The organism is Iocasia fonsfrigidae, from assembly GCF_017751145.1.
Classification (GTDB): Bacteria; Bacillota; Halanaerobiia; order Halanaerobiales; family DTU029; genus Iocasia; species Iocasia fonsfrigidae.
In genome coordinates this window covers 1,931,791-1,950,694 of the sequence record NZ_CP046640.1, presented here as the reverse complement: position 1 = coordinate 1,950,694, position 18,904 = coordinate 1,931,791, and the positions used below count along the sequence as shown (strand labels likewise).

Here is an 18,904-nt window from a genome sequence, read left to right as displayed (position 1 = left end):
CCTACTTATTTATTTCTTCATAAAATAATTGATATGACTTATACCTATCTCTGGAAAGCAAACCATTACTAACTGCATCTTTAACAGCACATCCTGGTTCATGTGTATGACTACATCCCCTGAACTGACATTTATCCAGATAATCACTAAACTCGGGGAAAAAATACCTTAATTCCTGATGTTTTATATGCTTAATAGATAATGAAGTAAAACCAGGTGTGTCCGCTAACCAGCCACCTTTATTAACAGGTAGCAATTCAACATGTCTAGTAGTATGAACACCACGTTTTAATTTAGGACTAAGTTCAGCAACAGCCAGTTTTGCATCAGTCATTTCATTAATTAAAGATGATTTACCTACCCCTGAAGGTCCTGTTAAAACATTAACATGTTCATCTAGTGTTTTACCTAAGATATCAAGACCTTTTTTTTCTTTTACACTTATAAAATATATTTTATAACCTGCCTGAAAATAATCTTCAAAACCCTCTACTGGGGATTTATTCATACTTAGCTCCATTTTATTAATGATAATAAGGGGCTTCAGCCTCATATCTTCAACCATTAGCAAAAAACGGTCTAATAACCTCCTATCAAAAGCTGGTTGATCCATGGCTAACATAATAAGTACTTGATCAACATTGGCAATACTAGGTCTAAAAAGAAGATTTTTTCGTTGATAAAGCCTTTCTATAACCCCATCAGTAAACTCCACTAGATCACCTGGATAGATCTTATCTTTTATTTTTCCGCGAACCTTAGTTTGATATATCTTCTGATTACTGTCTGCTGGAAAGAAAAATCCCCCAACAGCCTTAGTCACTATACCTTTCATTGCTTCCTCCCTTTAATATCCCAGCTTGTACTCTTGCCACAATTGATCATTAGTATATACCTCAAATATTGTTGGACCAACACTATTAAAGTTCAAAGCAATATAATCCCCTGGTTGATGTTTTTTATTATATATAAGATCACTTCCATTGTTATCATAGATAATTATTTTTATCTCTTGATTCCTCGGGCCAGCAGGGACTGACTGAATTTTAAATACCCCTGAGTGAACATCAGCATTATCTTCGTTGAGCAGCCCCTTACTAATTGTAATATTAATTTTACTTCCTTCGGCAATTTCATTGCCAGAACTATACTGCTGCTTGGCAACCTGGCCTTCCTTAAATCTCTTACTATACTCCTCATTTATTTCACCAAGAGTAAGATTATATGCTTCAATTCTTTCAACTGCTTTTTCCCTACTTAACCCCAGAAGCTCTGGCATTATTACCCGGTTTGGTTCTGGACCTTTACTGATAATGAAGTCAATTTCTTCTTCTACCCCAATCTCTTCACCAGGTTCAGGATCTTGGTTAACTATCTCCCCCTCTGTAATCTCACTGGAATAGATATACTCTTCCTTCCCCATGATAAGGTTATTATTATCCAATATAACCCGGGCCTCTCTTAAGGTTAACCCCAGAAAATCAGGTGCTTTTAATCTGGCAGGTCCTTTACTAACAGTAACCATAATAACCCTGGTCTGACGGACTCTTTCACCACCTGTCGGGTACTGAGAAATAATATCCCCCTTTGGAATTTCCGGGTGGTTAACCCCTTCATTTTGCTCCTCTATCTGCAGCCCTACCTGGGCTGCCTCTTTAGCTGCTTCCTGAAGGTTCATACCAATAATATCTGGAACCTCAACAACTGGAACATCCATATAGCGTTGATAAAAGATAAACATAGTTATCCCTGTAATTGCTAGAAAGATAACTAATGCCACGATCCATTTAACCCAGGCTATTTTTCCTCTTTCTTTTTGCTGACTTAGATATTCCCTCTCATCACTACCCGTTTTTATCCCCTTATCTCTACTATCTACCTTTACTCTTTTTAAAACCTTGGTCTCGTCATTATCTGAAGCAACAAAATTAGCTGGTTTAATATTATCTTTTAGCTTAGCAATGACCTTATTAATACTCTTTTTCATCTCATCAGCATTCTGAAATCTAACTGAAGGTTCTTTAGCAATAGCCCTCATTACTAATTTTTCAACTTCTTCAGGTATATCAGGGTTAATCAGACCAGGTCGTTTAGGTTTTTCCTGGATATGTTTTAAAGCTACAGAAATCGGGCTATCACCCTTAAAAGGAACTTGACCTGTCAACATTTCATAGATTACTATGCCCAGTGAATATAGGTCTGAATAACTCTTTATTTCTCCACCTCTGGCCTGCTCAGGAGAAAAATAATGGGCACTCCCTACAACAGTATCAGTTATTGTCAAGGTGGATGATGTTGCTGCCCTGGCAATACCAAAATCAGTTACTTTTACCTGTTTATCAGGGGTTAATAAAATATTATGAGGCTTAATATCACAATGAATAATATTATTGTTATGGGCGACTATTAAGGCAGCACATATCTGCCGGGCTATATCCAAAGCCTCAAAGGTATCCAGTCTACCTTTTTCCTTAATAATATCCTTTAAGTTATAACCATCAACATCCTCCATCACCAGGTAATGATATTTTCCATCCTGTCCAATATCAAAAATATTAACTACATTTGGGTGTGACAAACGGGCAACTGCCTTGGCTTCATGCCTGAATCTCTTTACAAAATCCTTATCATTTATATATTCAGGACGTAACATCTTGAGGGCCACTTTGCGGTCAAGGAGATCATCCTGGGCTTCATAGACAATAGCCATACCACCCTTACCCAGTTCCTTTATTATTTTATAACGTTTATTTAATACTTTTTCCAGCATGCTTACACCCCATATTATACCCGGAAGAGAATAAATGTAATATTATCATTACCACCATTTTCCAGGGCCTTTTCTCCCAAATTATTACTTAACTCTTTTAGATTAGAATGACTCTGATACAACTCTTCAATAATATTAAATTTAACCATATCACTTAAACCGTCAGTACAGAATAACAGGATATCATTATTCTGTAAGGAAACCTTTTTGGTCTCAACCTTTAAGTTACTAGAAGTACCCAATGCCTGGGTAATTATATGTCGTTGTGGATGATTAAAGGCCTCTTTACATGTTATTTGATTATTTTTAAGTAGTTGATTTACCAGGGAATGATCAGTGGTTAGTTGTTTGCCAGTATTATCCCTGAAAAGATATATTCTACTATCTCCTACATGTCCAATATATAAAGAATTTTGGTAGATTATACCCATTGAAAGAGTTGTACCCATATCACGATACTCCTGCTTTTGATTTCCAAGCTTGTGAATATTCATGTTTGCGGCATTAATACTATCTTCTATTTCCTTTAAAAGGTTATTTTGAAAAACAAAATTATATTCATTTATAAAATCAACCGCCAGTTTACTGGCCACCTCCCCAGCACTATGCCCCCCCATGCCGTCAGCAACTGCTATCAAAGGGTATGGTTCCATTTTAACCAAATAGCTATCTTCATTATCATCCCGAACCTTACCTATATTTGTATAAATCTTGTATTGCATCTTATCCACCCCTTATTTATTAAGGTGACGCAACTGTCCACAGGCAGCCTGTATCTCGGAACCTCTTTCCTGTCTAATAGTACACTCAATTCCTCTCTCTTCTAAAATTCCTTTAAAATCAATCATATTTTCCCTGCCAGGTCCCTGAAAACCAAAACCAACAACCGGGTTTAAAGGAATTAGATTTACATGACACAAATAGCCTTTTAGTAAATCAGCCGTTTTCTCTGCCATTTCTATTGTATCATTAATCCCATTTATTAAAACATATTCAAAACTAACCCTACGATTAGTTTTATTAATATAATAACGTACTGCTGATAATAGTTCATCTAAAGGGTATTTCTTATTAATCGGCATAAGTCTGTTACGCAGGCTATTTACCGGGGCATTTAATGAAATAGCCAGTACTAACTGTGCTTCAAGGTCTGCTAATTTTCTGATAGCAGGAACAATACCCGAGCTTGAAATAGTAATTTTTCTCATACCAATATTAAAACCCTTTTCATCATTAAATATATTAACAGCCTTCATGACCGCCTCTAAGTTTTCTAATGGTTCCCCCATACCCATAAAAACTATATTGGAGATTCTAGGTTCTCCATAAGCAGCTTTACTTATATCTTTCTGCATCTGAAATGCCTGGTCAACAATCTCACCTGTAGTAAGATTTCTGATAAACCCACTTTTACCGGTTGCACAAAAACTACATCCCATCTGGCAACCTAGCTGGCTGGAAATACAGATACTATTTCTCCCATCAGCAAAAGGCAGATATACACTCTCTATCTGCTCTGCATCAGATAAACCCCATAAATACTTGATAGTACCATCTTCAGCCTCAATAGTATCAACCTTAATAAGCCTTTCAAAATATGCTTTCTCCTTTAAATAGTCAATCAAATCAGCAGGTAAATTAGACATATCTTCAAAACAGTCAATACCATTCTTATACAACCAGTTAAAGACCTGTTCTGCTCGAAAAGCTGGAAAACCATTTTTAGCAAACCATTTACTTAATTCATTTCTTTTTAAAGACTTTAAATCCTGCTTATTCATTAAAAATCCCTTCTATTTTACCTTTTTAAGTTTGGCCATAAAAAAACCCTCTGTTATACTTTCTGGTGGAAACATTTCCAGAAAGCCATTACTATCAACCGGATATGTTTTGGCCAGTCCCAGTTCTGCCAAATCTTTACTTAAATCAATTAATTCCAGTTTTCTTTGGTGGGCAGAAAGTATGTCATTTATTATATCCTGGTTTTCACTACTATTAAGGGTACATGTAGTATATAATATCAAACCATTCTTTTTAACTAACTGTACGGCATTGAGCAGTAATTCCCTCTGTATTTTAATAATCTCTTTAATATTCTGTTGACTTTTATTCCATTTTATCTCCGGTTTCTGACGAATCAATCCCAGGCCAGAACACGGTGCATCAACCAAAATCATATCAAACTTCTTATTATCCCTATATTCCCTACCATCATTCTTAACAGTTTTGACAATTTTTACACCCATACGCTGACAATTTTCTTCAATCAATTTTAGTTTATGTTGATAGATATCCAGGGCAATGATACTACCCTGATTATCCATTAACTCAGCCAGGTGAGTGGTTTTACCACCAGGGGCAGCAGCCATATCCAGAACACGCATACCTGGTCTAACCCCCAGTAATAATCCGGCCAGAGTAGCAGCAGGACCCTGAATAATAAATCCTCCGTCATTAAATAAAGGCAGTTCAGTAATAGAATTAAAACCCTTCAACTGGTATGAACCATTGACCGGTTCTGCTGTTAACCCTATTTGGTCAGTTACAAAGGTCTGTATAAATTCTCTGGAATGTATTTTCAAAGTATTCATCCTGATATATAGACCTGGAGGCTGGTTATTTAAGCTGCACAGTTTTAATGTGCGGGTAAAACCATATTGTTTAAGCCATAATTCAACAAGCCAGCGGGGGTGTGAATGATAATGAACCAGGTATGATATAGGGTCGTTTTCCTTATCAGGAAATAATACCTGCTTTTTTTTTCTAATAAACCCCCGTAATAAAGCATTAGCAAATCTTATACCACCTTGATGTGTCAGACCTTTTAAGGCATTAACTGTCTCATAAACAGCTGCCCGATCAGGTATCCGTTCAAGAAAAAGCAGCTGATATATACCCATCCTAAGGGCAGTTAAAACAGCACTGTCTATTTTTTTTAGAGGTCTATTTGATAATTTAATAATATAGTAATCCAGTCTATTTTTATATCGTAATACCCCATAAACAATTTCTGTCAGTAAAGCTCTGTCCCTTTTATCAAGGATCCGGGGCAGTCTTCTGGAAAGTACAATATTTGAATAAGCACCATCTTTTATTTCTTCAAGTATAGTAAGTGCATCTCTTCGGATAGTCATTAACTATATATTCTCCTTTAATCATCCCGGCCCATACCAAATAGCATTAAGATTCTTAATAAATTAGCCAGGGCTACCAGTGTTGCAGCTACATAGGTAAAGGCTGCACTGCGTAAAACCTTTTTAGCACCCTGTAGTTCTTTTCCTGTTAGGTACTTATTTTTACTTAGTAAGTTAATAGCCCTATTGCTGGCATTAAATTCAACTGGCAAGGTCACTAAATGAAATAAAAAAGCACCCAGGAATAATACTAAACCAAGCATAATCATAAAATCTGCCCTGATAAAAAAACCAAAAAGGGCTAATGGCAACCCCATACTTGAGCCAATATTAGCAGCTGGAACTAAACTGGCCCTAATTTTAAGTGGTCTATAATCTCTAGCATCCTGAATAGCATGCCCAGCCTCATGAGCAGCCACGCCAATAGCAGCCAGAGAATTATTACCATATACTTCTCTTGATAGATTTAAAACTTTTTTTTGAGGGTCATAATGATCAGCAAGCCTACCTTCAATTTGTTGTACTGCCACATCAGTAATTCCCTGTTTAGACAGCAATTTGCGAGCAGCCTCTGCCCCTGTTAAACCAGAGTTAGAGTAAATTTTATTGTATTTGTTAAATGTCCCCTTAACCTTATACTGAGCATAAATGGCCAACAAAAAGGCAGGTATTATTATAATAATTGTTGGATCATAAAAAAGTGGAAAATACATTTCTTAACCCCCTTCTTAAGATACTTAAAATAAGAAAACCATCTTTATTTAAACTTACTCCCCGGCAATAAATCATAGCCGCGTAAAAATTCCTCGACCAGCATCCTCTGTTTGCCTGCTAGCTGAATTTTTTCTAGACTAATTAGTCCCTTTCCTGTCATAACAAGTAAACCATTTTGCTCATCAGCAACCAGTATTTCCCCTACTGATTTATCATTATTAATATATTTATTATCTTCAACAATACTGACCTGCCAGATTTTAATTAATTCCCCCTGATAATGAGTAAAAGCCCCGGGCCAGGGATTCATTCCCCTTACATGGTTATAAACAGATTTGGCCTCTTTACTCCAGTCTATCTCACCATCACTCTTGACTAACTTATAAGCAAAAGAGGCCAGACTATCATCCTGTTTTTCCCTGGGAGCTGTTCTTTTCGCAATATCAAGAATAGTTTTCAGCAGAAGATCAGCACCAGCCACTGCCAGTTTATCATGTAAGGTGCCGGCAGTATCAGCCTTCTCTATTGGTACTTCTTTTTTATATATTATATCACCAGTATCCCAGCCCTCATCCATATACATTGTGCTAACACCAGTAATAGTATTACCATCTATAATCACTTTATTTATCGGACTGGAGCCTCTATATTGTGGTAATAATGAGGCGTGTAAATTAACACATCCACAGCTCGGTATAGCAAGGAATTCACTACTTAATTTTTGTCCAAAGGCAACCACAACAATTATATCAGGTTCTAATTCTTTGAGTTCTGCTATAAAATTAGGACTATTAACATTATCTGTCTGCAAAAGATTTAAACCCAGCTTCAAGGCTGTTTTTTTTACTGGAGAGGATTGTAATTTCATCCCTCTGCCCTTTTTTCGATCAGGTTGTGTAACAACCCCTTTAATTTTTATTTCCTGATCACCTGCCAGTTTTTCAAGACTATATACAGCAAAATCAGGTGTCCCCATAAAAATTACCTTCATCATATCACCTCAGACTGTTTCCTAACTTATCAATAAATAATATACCATTTAGATGATCTATCTCGTGCTGTAAAACCCTAGCCAAATATTTATCAGCTTCAATTACAATTTCTTCATTATCTTTATTTAAACCCTTTACTGTAACACGTCTAGGCCGAATAACATCCCCTTTTTCACCCGGGACACTCAGACAAGCCTCTTCCATAATTATCTTTTCATCTGAAACAGTAAGAATTTCTGGGTTAATCAATGCTATTAAGCCTCTGCCATCATCTGCATCAATAGTAATAATCTGCTGTAAGATACCAACCTGTGGTGCAGCCAAACCTGAACCAGGGGCATCATACATAGTCTCAGCCATATTTTCTATTAATTCCCTTGTTTTTTCTGTAACTTCCTTGACCTTTCTGGCCTTACTCCTTAAAACCGGATCACCAACTTTTCTAATCGGTAAAATAGCCATATAATTCACCTCCAGAATTTTATTATAACATTTTAATAGGATCAACATCAATAATAAAACCAATCTCCTTATCCTGTTCGGGTAGAAATTTACTCCTTGTTTCTGCCAGGATAAAATTCCTCTTTGCCCATCCCTGTATTTTTAAAATAATCTGCCATCTGTAACGATTACGCAGTTTATTTATAGGGGCAGGTGAAGGCCCTAATATTTCTTTGATATATTGCTGATAATCTTTTAGAAAGACATTAAGTTGCTCAGCGGCTTTAACTACTCCTTGTTCTTGATAACCCTGAATAATAATATTTACCAGTTGTGAAAAGGGGGGATAAAAGAGTTTCTTCCTTGAATTTATCTCTTGATTATAGAATTGTAAATAATCATGTTTACTGGCTGCGATAATACTATAGTGTTCTGGAGTATAAGTCTGTATAATAACTTCACCATTTTTACTACCGCGTCCAGTCCTTCCAGCAACCTGAGTCAGCAATTGAAAGGTCCTCTCTCCCGAACGGAAATCAGGTAAATTAAGAATATTGTCTGCTGTAATAACACCTACTACAGATATATTAGGATAATCATGTCCCTTAGCAATCATTTGGGTACCTACCAGTATATCTGTCTCCCCTTTTTCGATCCGCTCTAATATTTCATAGTGTGACCCCTTTCTGGTAGTTGTATCAACATCCATTCTCTCAATAACAGCACCGGTAAATTCCTTTTTTAACTCCTCTTCGATTCTTTCAGTACCAATACCAAATTTTTTGATAAACACACTACCACAGGCAGGGCAGTTTCGGGGAACAATACTAGTAAAATCACAATAATGACAGCGCAGACTATTTTCAGATTCATGATAGGTAAGTGATATATCACAGTTTTTACATTTTATAACATGCCCACATTCCCGGCAAAGTATAAAATTTGCATATCCCCTTCTATTTAAAAAAATTAAGACCTGTTCTTTTTTTAATAGTGAATTGTTGATTGCCTTTTTTAGACTGGTACTAAAGATAGAGGTATTACCGTTTCTTAGTTCTTCCCTCATATCAATAATACTAACAGGTGGCATTTCTTCTGCATTGATTCTCTCGGTCAAAGCCAGATATTTAAATTTACCCTCTTGAGCATAATAATAACTCTCCAATGAAGGAGTAGCAGAACCAAGAATCACTACCCCCCCACTTAATTTTACCCTTTTTAAGGCTACTTCACGTGCATGGTAATAAGGGTTTTCACCCTGTTTATATGATGTCTCATGTTCCTCATCAATTATAATCAGACCACAGTTTTTTACTGGAGCAAAAACCGCTGATCTTGCCCCAATGGCTATTAAAGCCTCTCCATAATACAGCCTTCTCCATTCATCATAACGTTCCCCAAGTGATAAATTACTGTGAAGAACAGCTATTTTATCACCAAAACGCTGATAAAATATCCTGACCATCATGGGAGTAAGAGAAATTTCAGGGACAAGTACTATAGCACCCTTACCCCTACTGAGACCTTCTTCTATTATACGCAGATATACCTCAGTTTTGCCACTACCAGTAACACCATGTAATAAATAGCTATCTGTTTTATTCCCTTTTATATTAACTAATATCTTGTTAATTACTTCTTGCTGTTCTTTGGTTAATTCCGGTTTGCTGCTGCCAGGACTGCTTTTCTTAAAATACGGTCTTCTTCTACTGATCTTCTCCTCATATTTTAAATAACCCTTTTTTATCAACCTGCTCACAGTCCCTGCTGAAGTACTAACCCGCTCTGCCAGTTGACTTGTACTTAGATACTCATCATTAGCTAATAAAAACTCCAGAATCTCTTTCTGTTTAGGGGCTTTTTTCCTCAGTTCATTTATTATTCTATCAGTCTCTTCCTGATTTTGATTTAAGCTAAGAAATCGGACCCTTTTCTTTTTGACTTTTCCTGTTATTACACCAGTGGGAATAGCTGATTTTATTACTTTAACCAGAAGGCATTTATAATATGAAGCCATCCATTTAAATAATTCCAGCATTTCCTCATTAAATAACTCTTCTTTTGTTATAATAGAACTTATATCCCTAACTCTATCTTTATCCAGGTCAGTAGTATTACTAAAGCCTATTACAAAACCAACTACCATCCTGTTGCCGAACCTTACCTTGACTGCATGCCCTATTTTAATTATATCCTTATATTTCTTTGGCACCCGATAATCATAACTATTATCCAGATGTGATAAGGGTATATCAACAATTATTTTCACATAATCAGTCATTCCTTTTTCCCCTCTGCCAGCCTAATTCCCGCAAGGCAAAAAAACCACCTAGGATTAATACTAAATAATAGATAATAAATCTCCAGACCAGTGTTACCAAACCAATTAGTCCTTTAGGAATAAAAGAAACAAATAAGGAAGCAAAACCAATCTCAGCAATACCACTGGCTCCTGGTGTAGGCATATACGGTATTACTAAGTTGAAAATAGTCTGCATAATAAAAGACCTTAAAAAATAAGGTTCTAAACCAAGACCAATCAACAAAATCGGAAGAATCATAAATAATGAGCTCCAATAAAGAATAGTATATAAACAGACTAAAAATAGCCTGATTTTGTTCTTCCATAACAATTCAAGGGAAAGGTGAAATTCCTTTAATTCTCTTTTGGCCCTGGCCAACAATTTTTTTATCCGATAACTCTTTTTAACAAGTGTCCTTATTTTTTGGATTTTAAATAAAAAGTCCAGAATATAATTTATTACCCCTGGAACAAGACTTAGTACCAGGATTGAAATAGTTATTAACATACCAACACCCAAGGCAATATAAAAAATATAAGATGGAATAACCCCTGGTGATATATATTTGTTAAAAAATAATAGAAACATAGAACTTGCAATACTGAAAAATGAAATTCTAAGAATAAAATTAATTACAATAACCATTGTACCCTGACCAACAGTCAGTCCCTTTTTATGTAATATATAGATCTGATATGGACCACCACCAGTTGCAGAGGGAGTAACATTGGAAATGAAAGAGCCTCCCAGATAAATAATTATACCTTCCAAAAGACTAATATTACCTCCAACTGTTAAAACCATTACCTTTAACCTGACTCCAGCAGCCAACCAGTTTGTCAATAATAAAACCATCAACAGAATAATCATTTTAAAGCTTATACTGGAAATGGCTTCTCTAAGGTGATCAATCTCTATGGTATATAATATAAGTATTGTTGAGATAAGTAAACTTATTATCAGCGCATACCGCAGTCCCTTAAATGCTGCACTTAAATTAATAACCTTACTTTCTGACCTATCTCCCATTCTATCACCTCTTATTCTAAGAAAAACACCGAAGGATAACCTCCGGTATTAAAAGCCTATATCATAAACCAGCCTCTTTCTTTAAAACAGCCGCCTTATCTATTCTCTCCCAGGGCAAATCAAGGTCTGCCCTTCCAAAATGACCATAGCTAGCGACCTGTTTATAGATTGGTTGGCGAAGGTTTAAAACCTCTATAATTTTTTCTGGTCTAAGATCAAACACCTTCTTTACCAGACTATCTAGTTTATTATTATCTATCCTACCTGTTCCAAATGTATCAACCATAATAGAAACAGGTCGGGCAACACCAATAGCATAAGCAAGCTGAACTTCACACCTAGCGGCTAATCCTGCTGCAACTATATTTTTGGCAACATAACGGGCTGCATATGCAGCAGAACGATCAACCTTGGTCGGGTCTTTTCCAGAAAAAGCCCCACCACCATGTCTAGCAGCACCACCATATGTGTCAACAATAATCTTTCTACCGGTCAGGCCAGTATCACCATGAGGACCTCCAATAACAAATCTACCTGTAGGATTAATTAATAATTCAGTCTTATCATCCATAAATTTTTCTGGAATAACCTCTTTGATGATATGTTTAATAATATCATTACTTATTTCCTTATTATCTACCTCTGGATGATGCTGGGAAGAAACAACTACTTTATCTATTCTAACCGGGGCCCCATCAATATATTCGACTGTAACCTGTGTTTTGCCATCTGGTCTTAAGTACGGTATTATTTTATCTTTACGAACAAAAGCCAGTCTTCTGGCAAGTTTATGGGCCAGGGTTATAGAAAGGGGCATTAGTTCATCTGTTTCATTACAGGCATAACCAAACATTAACCCCTGATCTCCAGCACCCAATTGATTTTCTTCTTCTCCCATCTTAGACTCTATTGCTTTATTAACACCCAGGGCAATATCAGGAGACTGCTCATCAATAGCCGTTAAAACAGCACATGTATCACCATCAAACCCAAATTTAGCCCTATTATAACCAATCTCCTTAACAGTCTTCCTGGCAATCTCAGTAATATCTACATAACAATCAGTTGAAACCTCACCAGAAACAAGGATTAAACCTGTAGTGACAAATGACTCGCAGGCAACCCTGGCCATAGGGTCCTTACTTATAATAGCATCTAACACTGCATCAGATATCTGATCTGCCACTTTATCTGGGTGACCCTCAGTTACTGATTCAGAGGTGAAAAAATATCTCTCTGTCAAGATTATACACCACCTTGGATTAAACTTTATTTTGGAAATTTAAACAATATTTTTAGTTTAGCATAATAAAATAATACTGTCAAACCATCTAATTCCGTTATTTTTTAAGTCATAAGAAAAACAATATTATCTAATTAGTTTCTTATGTCGTATATAAATTAATAATCCCCCTAAAACAATGGCAAATATACTGACTAACTGAGCAATACGCCAGGGACCTAACATCAGACTATCGGTTCTGATTCCTTCGATAAAAAAACGCCCCAGAGAATAAGTAATCAGATATAACAAGAATAAATCACCTTTTTTAATAAATTCTTTCCTTCTAATAGATATTAAAAAGATAAATACAAGCAAATCCCAGCTGGATTCATATAAAAAAGCCGGGTGGTGATAGTAACCATTTATATGCATCTGCCTTTCAATAAAATCAGGGAAAATACTTATAAATTCCTTACTTACAATTCCACCATATGCCTCTCTGTTGATAAAATTCCCCCAGCGGCCGAACGATTGCCCCAGAACAAGGGCAGGGGCTATAATATCGGCTGCCTGCCAGAAAGACACCCCTCTTTTTCTGCTTAGAATTATTAAAACTAGCAGTCCAGCCAGTACTGCACCATGTATAGCAATTCCACCTTCACGAAAGGCAAAAATACGCCTTATATTACCTTTATATATCTTAAAATTAAAAACAACATAATACAATCTGGCAGCTATTATTGCTGCTGGTATAGTAATCAAAAAATAATCAAGGAAAAAATCACTAGCTATCCCCTGTTGAGCAGCTTCTCTATTTATTAAAAACATAGCAATCAGGGTAGCAGCAGCAATTATGACCCCATACCAGCGTATTCCAAGTGAGCCAATATAAAAAGCAACAGGATCAATAATAATAACCATCCTTCCTAATAAAAATCACTTTCAATTACTAACTAAAACATTTTAGAAGGACAGGGTTAATCCACCCCTGCCCTCTACTTTAGTAATTCACTAATCCCATCAAAAATTATACCAGCAATCTCTGTTTTTTTCATCAATGGTATATCCTTAGCATATTTCTTAGTAATAATTGTAACACTATTTTGGTCACTGGTAAACCCTGCAATATCATTAGCTACAATCATATCAAGATTCTTTTTTTCCATTTTATCACGGGCATTATTGAGCAGGTCTTCACTTTCAGCAGCAAAACCAACCAGTATTTGACGCTTTTTTTTATGTCTACCGATACCTTCTAATATATCAGAGTTCCGCATCATATTTAATTTAAAATTATCAAACTGTTTTCCTTTTTTTATCTTCTCTTTCTGGTAATCTGCAGGTCTAAAATCTGCAACTGCTGCTGCCATAATAACTATATCATAATTTTGCGAATGCAGCTTAACCTCTTCAGCTAATTGACTAGCACTTTCGATGAAAATTGTCTCTACACCATAGGGAGGAGTTAAATTTACTGGCCCGGAAAGCAGGGTTACTTCCGCCCCTCGCCTGGCTGCTGTACGGGCCAGGGCATAACCCATCTTTCCTGATGATTTATTACTGAGAAAACGGATTGGATCCAGGTATTCCCTGGTAGGTCCTGCTGTCACCAGTATCTTTTTGCCTGCAAAATCTTTCTCACTTAACCGCCCTGTAATTAAATCTACTAATAATTCTGGTTCAGGTAATCTTCCTTCACCCTGATAACCACAGGCAAGATATCCTTTATCTGGGTCAATTACTTCATATCCCTTTTTCTTTAAATAAGATATATTATCCTGGAAAATTGAATTATGATACATATTAACATTCATGGATGGTGCTATTAAAACAGGGGCCTTAGTAGCCATAATTATGGTAGATAAAAGATTATCAGCAATTCCACCAGCCAATTTGCCAATAAAATTTGCTGTTGCAGGGGCTATCAGACATAAATCAGCCCTATCTGCTAGAGAAATATGTTTAACATTAAAGTGCTCTGGTGGTGAAAACAAATCAGTATGTACAGGGTTATGGGTAATACTTTGAAAAGTAAGAGGAGCAACAAACTTCGTCCCTCCCTCAGTCATAACTGTATTTACGGAATAACCCATTTTGGTCAGCCTGCTTGCCACTTCAACCACCTTATAAGCAGCTATACCACCAGTAATTCCAAGGAGTATTTCCTTTTTCAAAGCCCAGTCTCCCCCTTATTTTATGTCTTTTTTATATTTTGTCCTATATTTTATTTTTTCTTGATCAATTTCTTCTAGACTCTGAGAAACAGCCTTCTTTGACCTATATTCTTCCAGTAGTCCAGCCCCACCCAGGTTCAACTGCCTTGCACGCCTGGCGGCCAGAATTACAAGTGAGTAAGGGCTATCAACTTTTTTCATTAAATCATCTAGAGATGGGTATATTATCATTTTTTATCATCCCCTTATTTTATTTTACAGTTTTCAGCAATAATAATCGATTTGAGTTTAAGTACAGCCTGATCTATTTTATCATTAATAATTTCATAATCATAATTTTCTCTTTCTTTCATTTCTTCCCTGGCATTATTAAGTCTAACCTCTTTAGTATGCCTATTCTCTGAACCCCGTTGATCTAATCTTCTAGCTAATTCCTCTAAAGAAGGTGGGGCTAGAAAGACAAAAATTGCTTCTGGATAAGATTCACACACCTGTTTAGCACCCTGAATATCTATTTCAAGGATTATGTCTTTACCCTTTTCTATCATCTCCAGAACATAATCTTTGGGGGTACCATAATAATTATTATGTACTTTGGCCCATTCAATAAACCTATCATCATCAACTAATTTAAAGAAATCATTTTCTGTTAAAAAGAAGTAATCTTTGCCATCTACTTCACCTTTCCTGGAATGACGGGTAGTAGCAGAGATAGAATACTCAAGATTATCATATTCATTTATTAATCTTTTTAATACTGTTCCTTTACCAGCACCTGAAGGACCTGAAACAACAAAAAGATGCCCCTGTCTCATTGGAAATGCCTCCCTGTCCACTTACCCCTGCTCATGATCACTTAACCTATGTGAGACGGTTTCAGGTTGTATAGCAGAGAGTACAACATGATCACTATCTGTAATTATTACTGCCCTGGTTCTACGGCCATAGGTCGCGTCAATCAACATTCCTCTTTCTCTTGCTTCCTGAATAATTCTTTTGATTGGAGCAGATTCAGGACTTACTATAGCAATTACTCTATTTCCAGCTACAATATTTCCAAATCCAATATTAATTAAGTTTACACTCATCTATATCCCCCTAAAATAGTTAACTTTCATTAATAATATCACACCAGAGTAGTTTTGACAAGAAGTTATCTGCCCTTTTCTACTACTACCTTAAAACATTAATTTATATTATAAAATTAATCAAAAAACTGTCAGCTCTTTAAAACTGACAGTCATTTCTTTATTCTTCTTCAATATTCATATCTCCAAACATCGCTGTTTCCATAAAGCATTTCACATCATTAAGATCGCTAAAATTTCCTAAGGCCCACATTAATTTAGCAATTATGGTTTCAGTATTCATATCTGCCACAGTAATTATATTATTAGCTTCTGCCAAATCTCGTCCTACTTCATAAACATCTAAATTAATCCCTTCTTCCATACATTGTGTTGTTATTACTACAGCAAGACCTGCACCTATCAGTTCTTTTACTTTTTCAATAATATTATAACCATCCAAATTTGGGATACCACCAACACCATAGCTTTCAATAATTACTCCTTTATAATTTTCCTTTATAAAATCAAAAATAGTCGGATCAATACCAGGATATAATCTTAATAGAAAAACATCTGTACATAATTCAGTTTCTAACCTAAAAGGTTTACTAGGATTAATATTCATTATCTCATATTTATTACGATGTTCTTTACTATCTCTATCATAAGTAATCTTTCCCAATTTAATATACGCAACATAAGGCATATTAATACTTTCAAAGGCATTCATACTCTTACTTCTTATTTTCACAGCCCTTGTACCATTAATTATTCGACCATCAAAAGCAACAAATATACCTGGAACCTGTTCAAGGGCAAACCTAACTGCATCAGAAATGTTTTTTTTAGCATCTGTATAAGGCTGTCCTATTGCCACCTGTGAACCAGTAACAATGACTGGTTTTTTAATATTGGATAACATATATGTTAATAATGCCGAAGTATATCCCATTGTATCAGTTCCATGAGTTACTATAAAACCATCATATTTTTCGTAATTATGGTAAATTGTTTGGGCAATCTTTTTAACTCCTTCAGGTCTCATATTAGTACTATCAATATTCATGATTGGTTCTCCGCTTATATCACACAGTTCGCTTATTTCAGGTATATAAGATAACAATTCTTCATCATTAAAAGTAGGTTCCAACCCTTTTTCCCCTTCAGAAGAAGCAATAGTTCCACCAGTTGTTATAAAATGTATTTTTTTCATACTCTATCCCCTTCACTTAAATATTGATTAATATACTGGTAATATTCCCATCATAAAAAATTTTACTTATATTTAATAAATAACTATAATTAAGTACATTTTAAAGTCTCGAAAAGTATCAGTATATATCCCCTATTTATACCCTTTTTGAACACAGACTTTTAAAGATTATTATTAATTTAATTAATATCCCCCACTTTTTTATTTGTAAATTTATATTTGGGGGATACTAATTATAGTATTTTAATCTGTATCTAAATTAAGTTATTCAGTTACCCCATTATTAGTCCTATACATAAAGGCACCTGTAAATCCATAAAAAATACTTACCGCAATACAAGCAAAAGATAACCACATATATGGTAAATAATCAAGAGTAGCTACACCTAAAATTCCAGCCATGTAAATCCCGTTATCACTCCATGGAACCATACCTGAAGTAAGAGTGCCTCCAAACTCAGTATTTCTCGATAGAACTCTTCTATCATAGCCAAGTTCATCATACTTTTCTTGCATTATTTTGGGGGTCAAAATTAATGAAACATACATTGCACTCCCAAATAGATTCCCAAGAAAGCCCACAATTATTGTCGTAACCGTTAATGAACCGCCAGAATTAATTCCCTTTTCTATTCTACTGGCAATAGCCTTTAAAATTCCAGTCTTATCCAGAAGGCCGCCAAAACCTAATCCAAAAAGTATTATTCCAACAGACCAGAGCATGGAATTCATACCTCCACGGCTTAAAATATTATCAATAAATTCAAGTCCTGTATCTTTAGGAATTTGAGTCCAGGCTGTTCCTATTGCATCAACAAAATTTAATCCCTGAAAAAGCACTCCCCAAATAATACCTAAAACAGCTCCAAAACTTATCACAGGAATTGATGGTTTTTTCATAGCCAGTAAAGCAATGACAATTACCATTGGTAGTAAAGAAATCAAACTGATATTAAACATCCCTTCAATTGCATTTATAACTTCATTAACCCGACTTAAATCTGCAGATCCACCACCAACAGTAAACCCTGCAATTGTAAAACCTAAAGCTGCTATAATATATCCTACTATAGAAGCCGGAAACATTCCTTTTACATGATCTATGACATCAACATCAGACATTGAAGAAGCTAAAATAGTACTATCAGATAATGGAGAAAGTTTATCCCCAAAATAAGCACCCGATAATACTGCCCCTGCTGTCATAGGAGCAGGTATACCTAATCCAGCTCCTATCCCCATCATAGCAATACCTGCTGTTCCTGCTGTTCCCCAGGAAGTACCCGTAGATAGAGAAGTAAGACTACAAATAATTAAGGTGGCTAGCAAAAAGATATTAGGATGAATTACCTTTAATCCATAATAAATTATACTAGGTACAATTCCTCCTGAAATCCAGGTCCCTACTAAAGCACCTACTGCCAGAAGAATAATTATGGCATCCATCCCATTATATATGCCGTCAATAACAGCTTTTTCCATTTCCTTATAGGAAAAACCTAATTTTAACCCTACTGCTATCGCTAAAAACCATCCAGCAAATATTGCTAAATGTATTTCTATACCCAGACTTGTAAAGATAAATGCTAATGCCAAAAACCCAACTAACACTATAGAAACTTGCAACATTGAAGGTAATTCATTAGTTTTTTTCATCGTTTACAACATTCCTTCCTTATTTTAGTAATATTAATTATTCGTATGTTACCAGTCCTTACCCCCTCTCTATATAAGTATTATTTATAACAGACTAGCTGCTATATTACAATAATCAAATGTTGACGTCAAATAAAAGACCAAAAAGCATCTAGAACCATAATTTATCAAATGTAATTTATC

At 35.5% G+C, this 18,904-nt stretch carries 18 protein-coding genes; all 18 read right to left on the bottom strand.

The features are described from left to right. Position 1 precedes the first annotated feature (1 nt). Entirely contained in the window at positions 2–835 is an 834-nt protein-coding gene (gene rsgA / locus GM661_RS09245; protein ID WP_230869733.1) for a ribosome small subunit-dependent GTPase A, read from the bottom strand. 12 nt (positions 836–847) lie between these two features. Then, positions 848–2,770 (bottom strand): Stk1 family PASTA domain-containing Ser/Thr kinase, encoded by a 1,923-nt coding sequence (gene pknB / locus GM661_RS09240; protein WP_230869732.1) that lies wholly within the window; start codon positions 2,768–2,770, stop codon positions 848–850. Between the two features lie 14 nt (positions 2,771–2,784). Further along, the gene (locus tag GM661_RS09235) at positions 2,785–3,492 is read right to left on the bottom strand and encodes a Stp1/IreP family PP2C-type Ser/Thr phosphatase (protein WP_125990215.1); all 708 of its coding nucleotides are present in this window, start codon (positions 3,490–3,492) and stop codon (positions 2,785–2,787) included. Positions 3,493–3,504: 12 nt separating this feature from the next. Beyond that, complete coding sequence (rlmN, locus tag GM661_RS09230; protein ID WP_230869731.1) at positions 3,505–4,551, bottom strand: 23S rRNA (adenine(2503)-C(2))-methyltransferase RlmN; 1,047 nt, start codon at positions 4,549–4,551, stop codon at positions 3,505–3,507. Positions 4,552–4,563: 12 nt separating this feature from the next. Beyond that, positions 4,564–5,904, bottom strand: a complete 1,341-nt coding sequence (gene rsmB, locus GM661_RS09225; protein ID WP_230869730.1) for a 16S rRNA (cytosine(967)-C(5))-methyltransferase RsmB — start codon at positions 5,902–5,904, stop codon at positions 4,564–4,566. Between the two features lie 17 nt (positions 5,905–5,921). Beyond that, entirely contained in the window at positions 5,922–6,617 is a 696-nt protein-coding gene (locus GM661_RS09220; protein ID WP_230869729.1) for a zinc metallopeptidase, read from the bottom strand. A 44-nt stretch (positions 6,618–6,661) separates the two neighbouring features. Next, a complete protein-coding gene (gene fmt / locus GM661_RS09215; protein ID WP_230869728.1) occupies positions 6,662–7,609 on the bottom strand; it encodes a methionyl-tRNA formyltransferase in 948 nt (315 codons plus the stop codon). Between the two features lie 4 nt (positions 7,610–7,613). Next, positions 7,614–8,072 carry a peptide deformylase gene (gene def, locus GM661_RS09210; RefSeq protein WP_230869727.1) on the bottom strand — a complete coding sequence of 153 codons (459 nt, stop codon included), beginning with the start codon at positions 8,070–8,072 and terminating at the stop codon, positions 7,614–7,616. A gap of 22 nt (positions 8,073–8,094) precedes the next feature. Then, on the bottom strand, positions 8,095–10,332 hold the full coding sequence (priA, locus tag GM661_RS09205) for a primosomal protein N' (RefSeq protein WP_230869726.1): 2,238 nt from the start codon (positions 10,330–10,332) through the stop codon (positions 8,095–8,097). Next, a complete protein-coding gene (locus GM661_RS09200) occupies positions 10,325–11,383 on the bottom strand; it encodes a lysylphosphatidylglycerol synthase transmembrane domain-containing protein (protein WP_125990203.1) in 1,059 nt (352 codons plus the stop codon). Before GM661_RS09200 ends, priA begins: the two co-directional genes overlap by 8 nt. 61 nt (positions 11,384–11,444) lie before the next feature. After that, positions 11,445–12,626: a methionine adenosyltransferase gene (gene metK, locus GM661_RS09195; RefSeq protein WP_230869725.1), complete on the bottom strand. Its 1,182-nt coding sequence runs from the start codon at positions 12,624–12,626 to the stop codon at positions 11,445–11,447. 126 nt (positions 12,627–12,752) lie between these two features. Then, positions 12,753–13,529 (bottom strand): prolipoprotein diacylglyceryl transferase, encoded by a 777-nt coding sequence (gene lgt, locus GM661_RS09190; protein WP_125990200.1) that lies wholly within the window; start codon positions 13,527–13,529, stop codon positions 12,753–12,755. A 74-nt stretch (positions 13,530–13,603) separates the two neighbouring features. Further along, on the bottom strand, positions 13,604–14,782 hold the full coding sequence (gene coaBC / locus GM661_RS09185; RefSeq protein ID WP_230869724.1) for a bifunctional phosphopantothenoylcysteine decarboxylase/phosphopantothenate--cysteine ligase CoaBC: 1,179 nt from the start codon (positions 14,780–14,782) through the stop codon (positions 13,604–13,606). 15 nt (positions 14,783–14,797) lie between these two features. Then, positions 14,798–15,013: a DNA-directed RNA polymerase subunit omega gene (gene rpoZ, locus GM661_RS09180; RefSeq protein WP_230869723.1), complete on the bottom strand. Its 216-nt coding sequence runs from the start codon at positions 15,011–15,013 to the stop codon at positions 14,798–14,800. A 14-nt stretch (positions 15,014–15,027) separates the two neighbouring features. Next, the gene (gene gmk, locus GM661_RS09175; RefSeq protein WP_230869722.1) at positions 15,028–15,597 is read right to left on the bottom strand and encodes a guanylate kinase; all 570 of its coding nucleotides are present in this window, start codon (positions 15,595–15,597) and stop codon (positions 15,028–15,030) included. 21 nt (positions 15,598–15,618) lie between these two features. After that, positions 15,619–15,870 carry an extracellular matrix/biofilm regulator RemA gene (gene remA / locus GM661_RS09170; protein ID WP_125990192.1) on the bottom strand — a complete coding sequence of 84 codons (252 nt, stop codon included), beginning with the start codon at positions 15,868–15,870 and terminating at the stop codon, positions 15,619–15,621. Between the two features lie 160 nt (positions 15,871–16,030). Beyond that, the gene (locus GM661_RS09165; protein WP_230869721.1) at positions 16,031–17,065 is read right to left on the bottom strand and encodes an asparaginase; all 1,035 of its coding nucleotides are present in this window, start codon (positions 17,063–17,065) and stop codon (positions 16,031–16,033) included. A gap of 264 nt (positions 17,066–17,329) precedes the next feature. Further along, positions 17,330–18,721: a Na+/H+ antiporter NhaC gene (gene nhaC / locus GM661_RS09160; RefSeq protein WP_230869720.1), complete on the bottom strand. Its 1,392-nt coding sequence runs from the start codon at positions 18,719–18,721 to the stop codon at positions 17,330–17,332. Between the last annotated feature and the right edge of the window lie 183 nt (positions 18,722–18,904).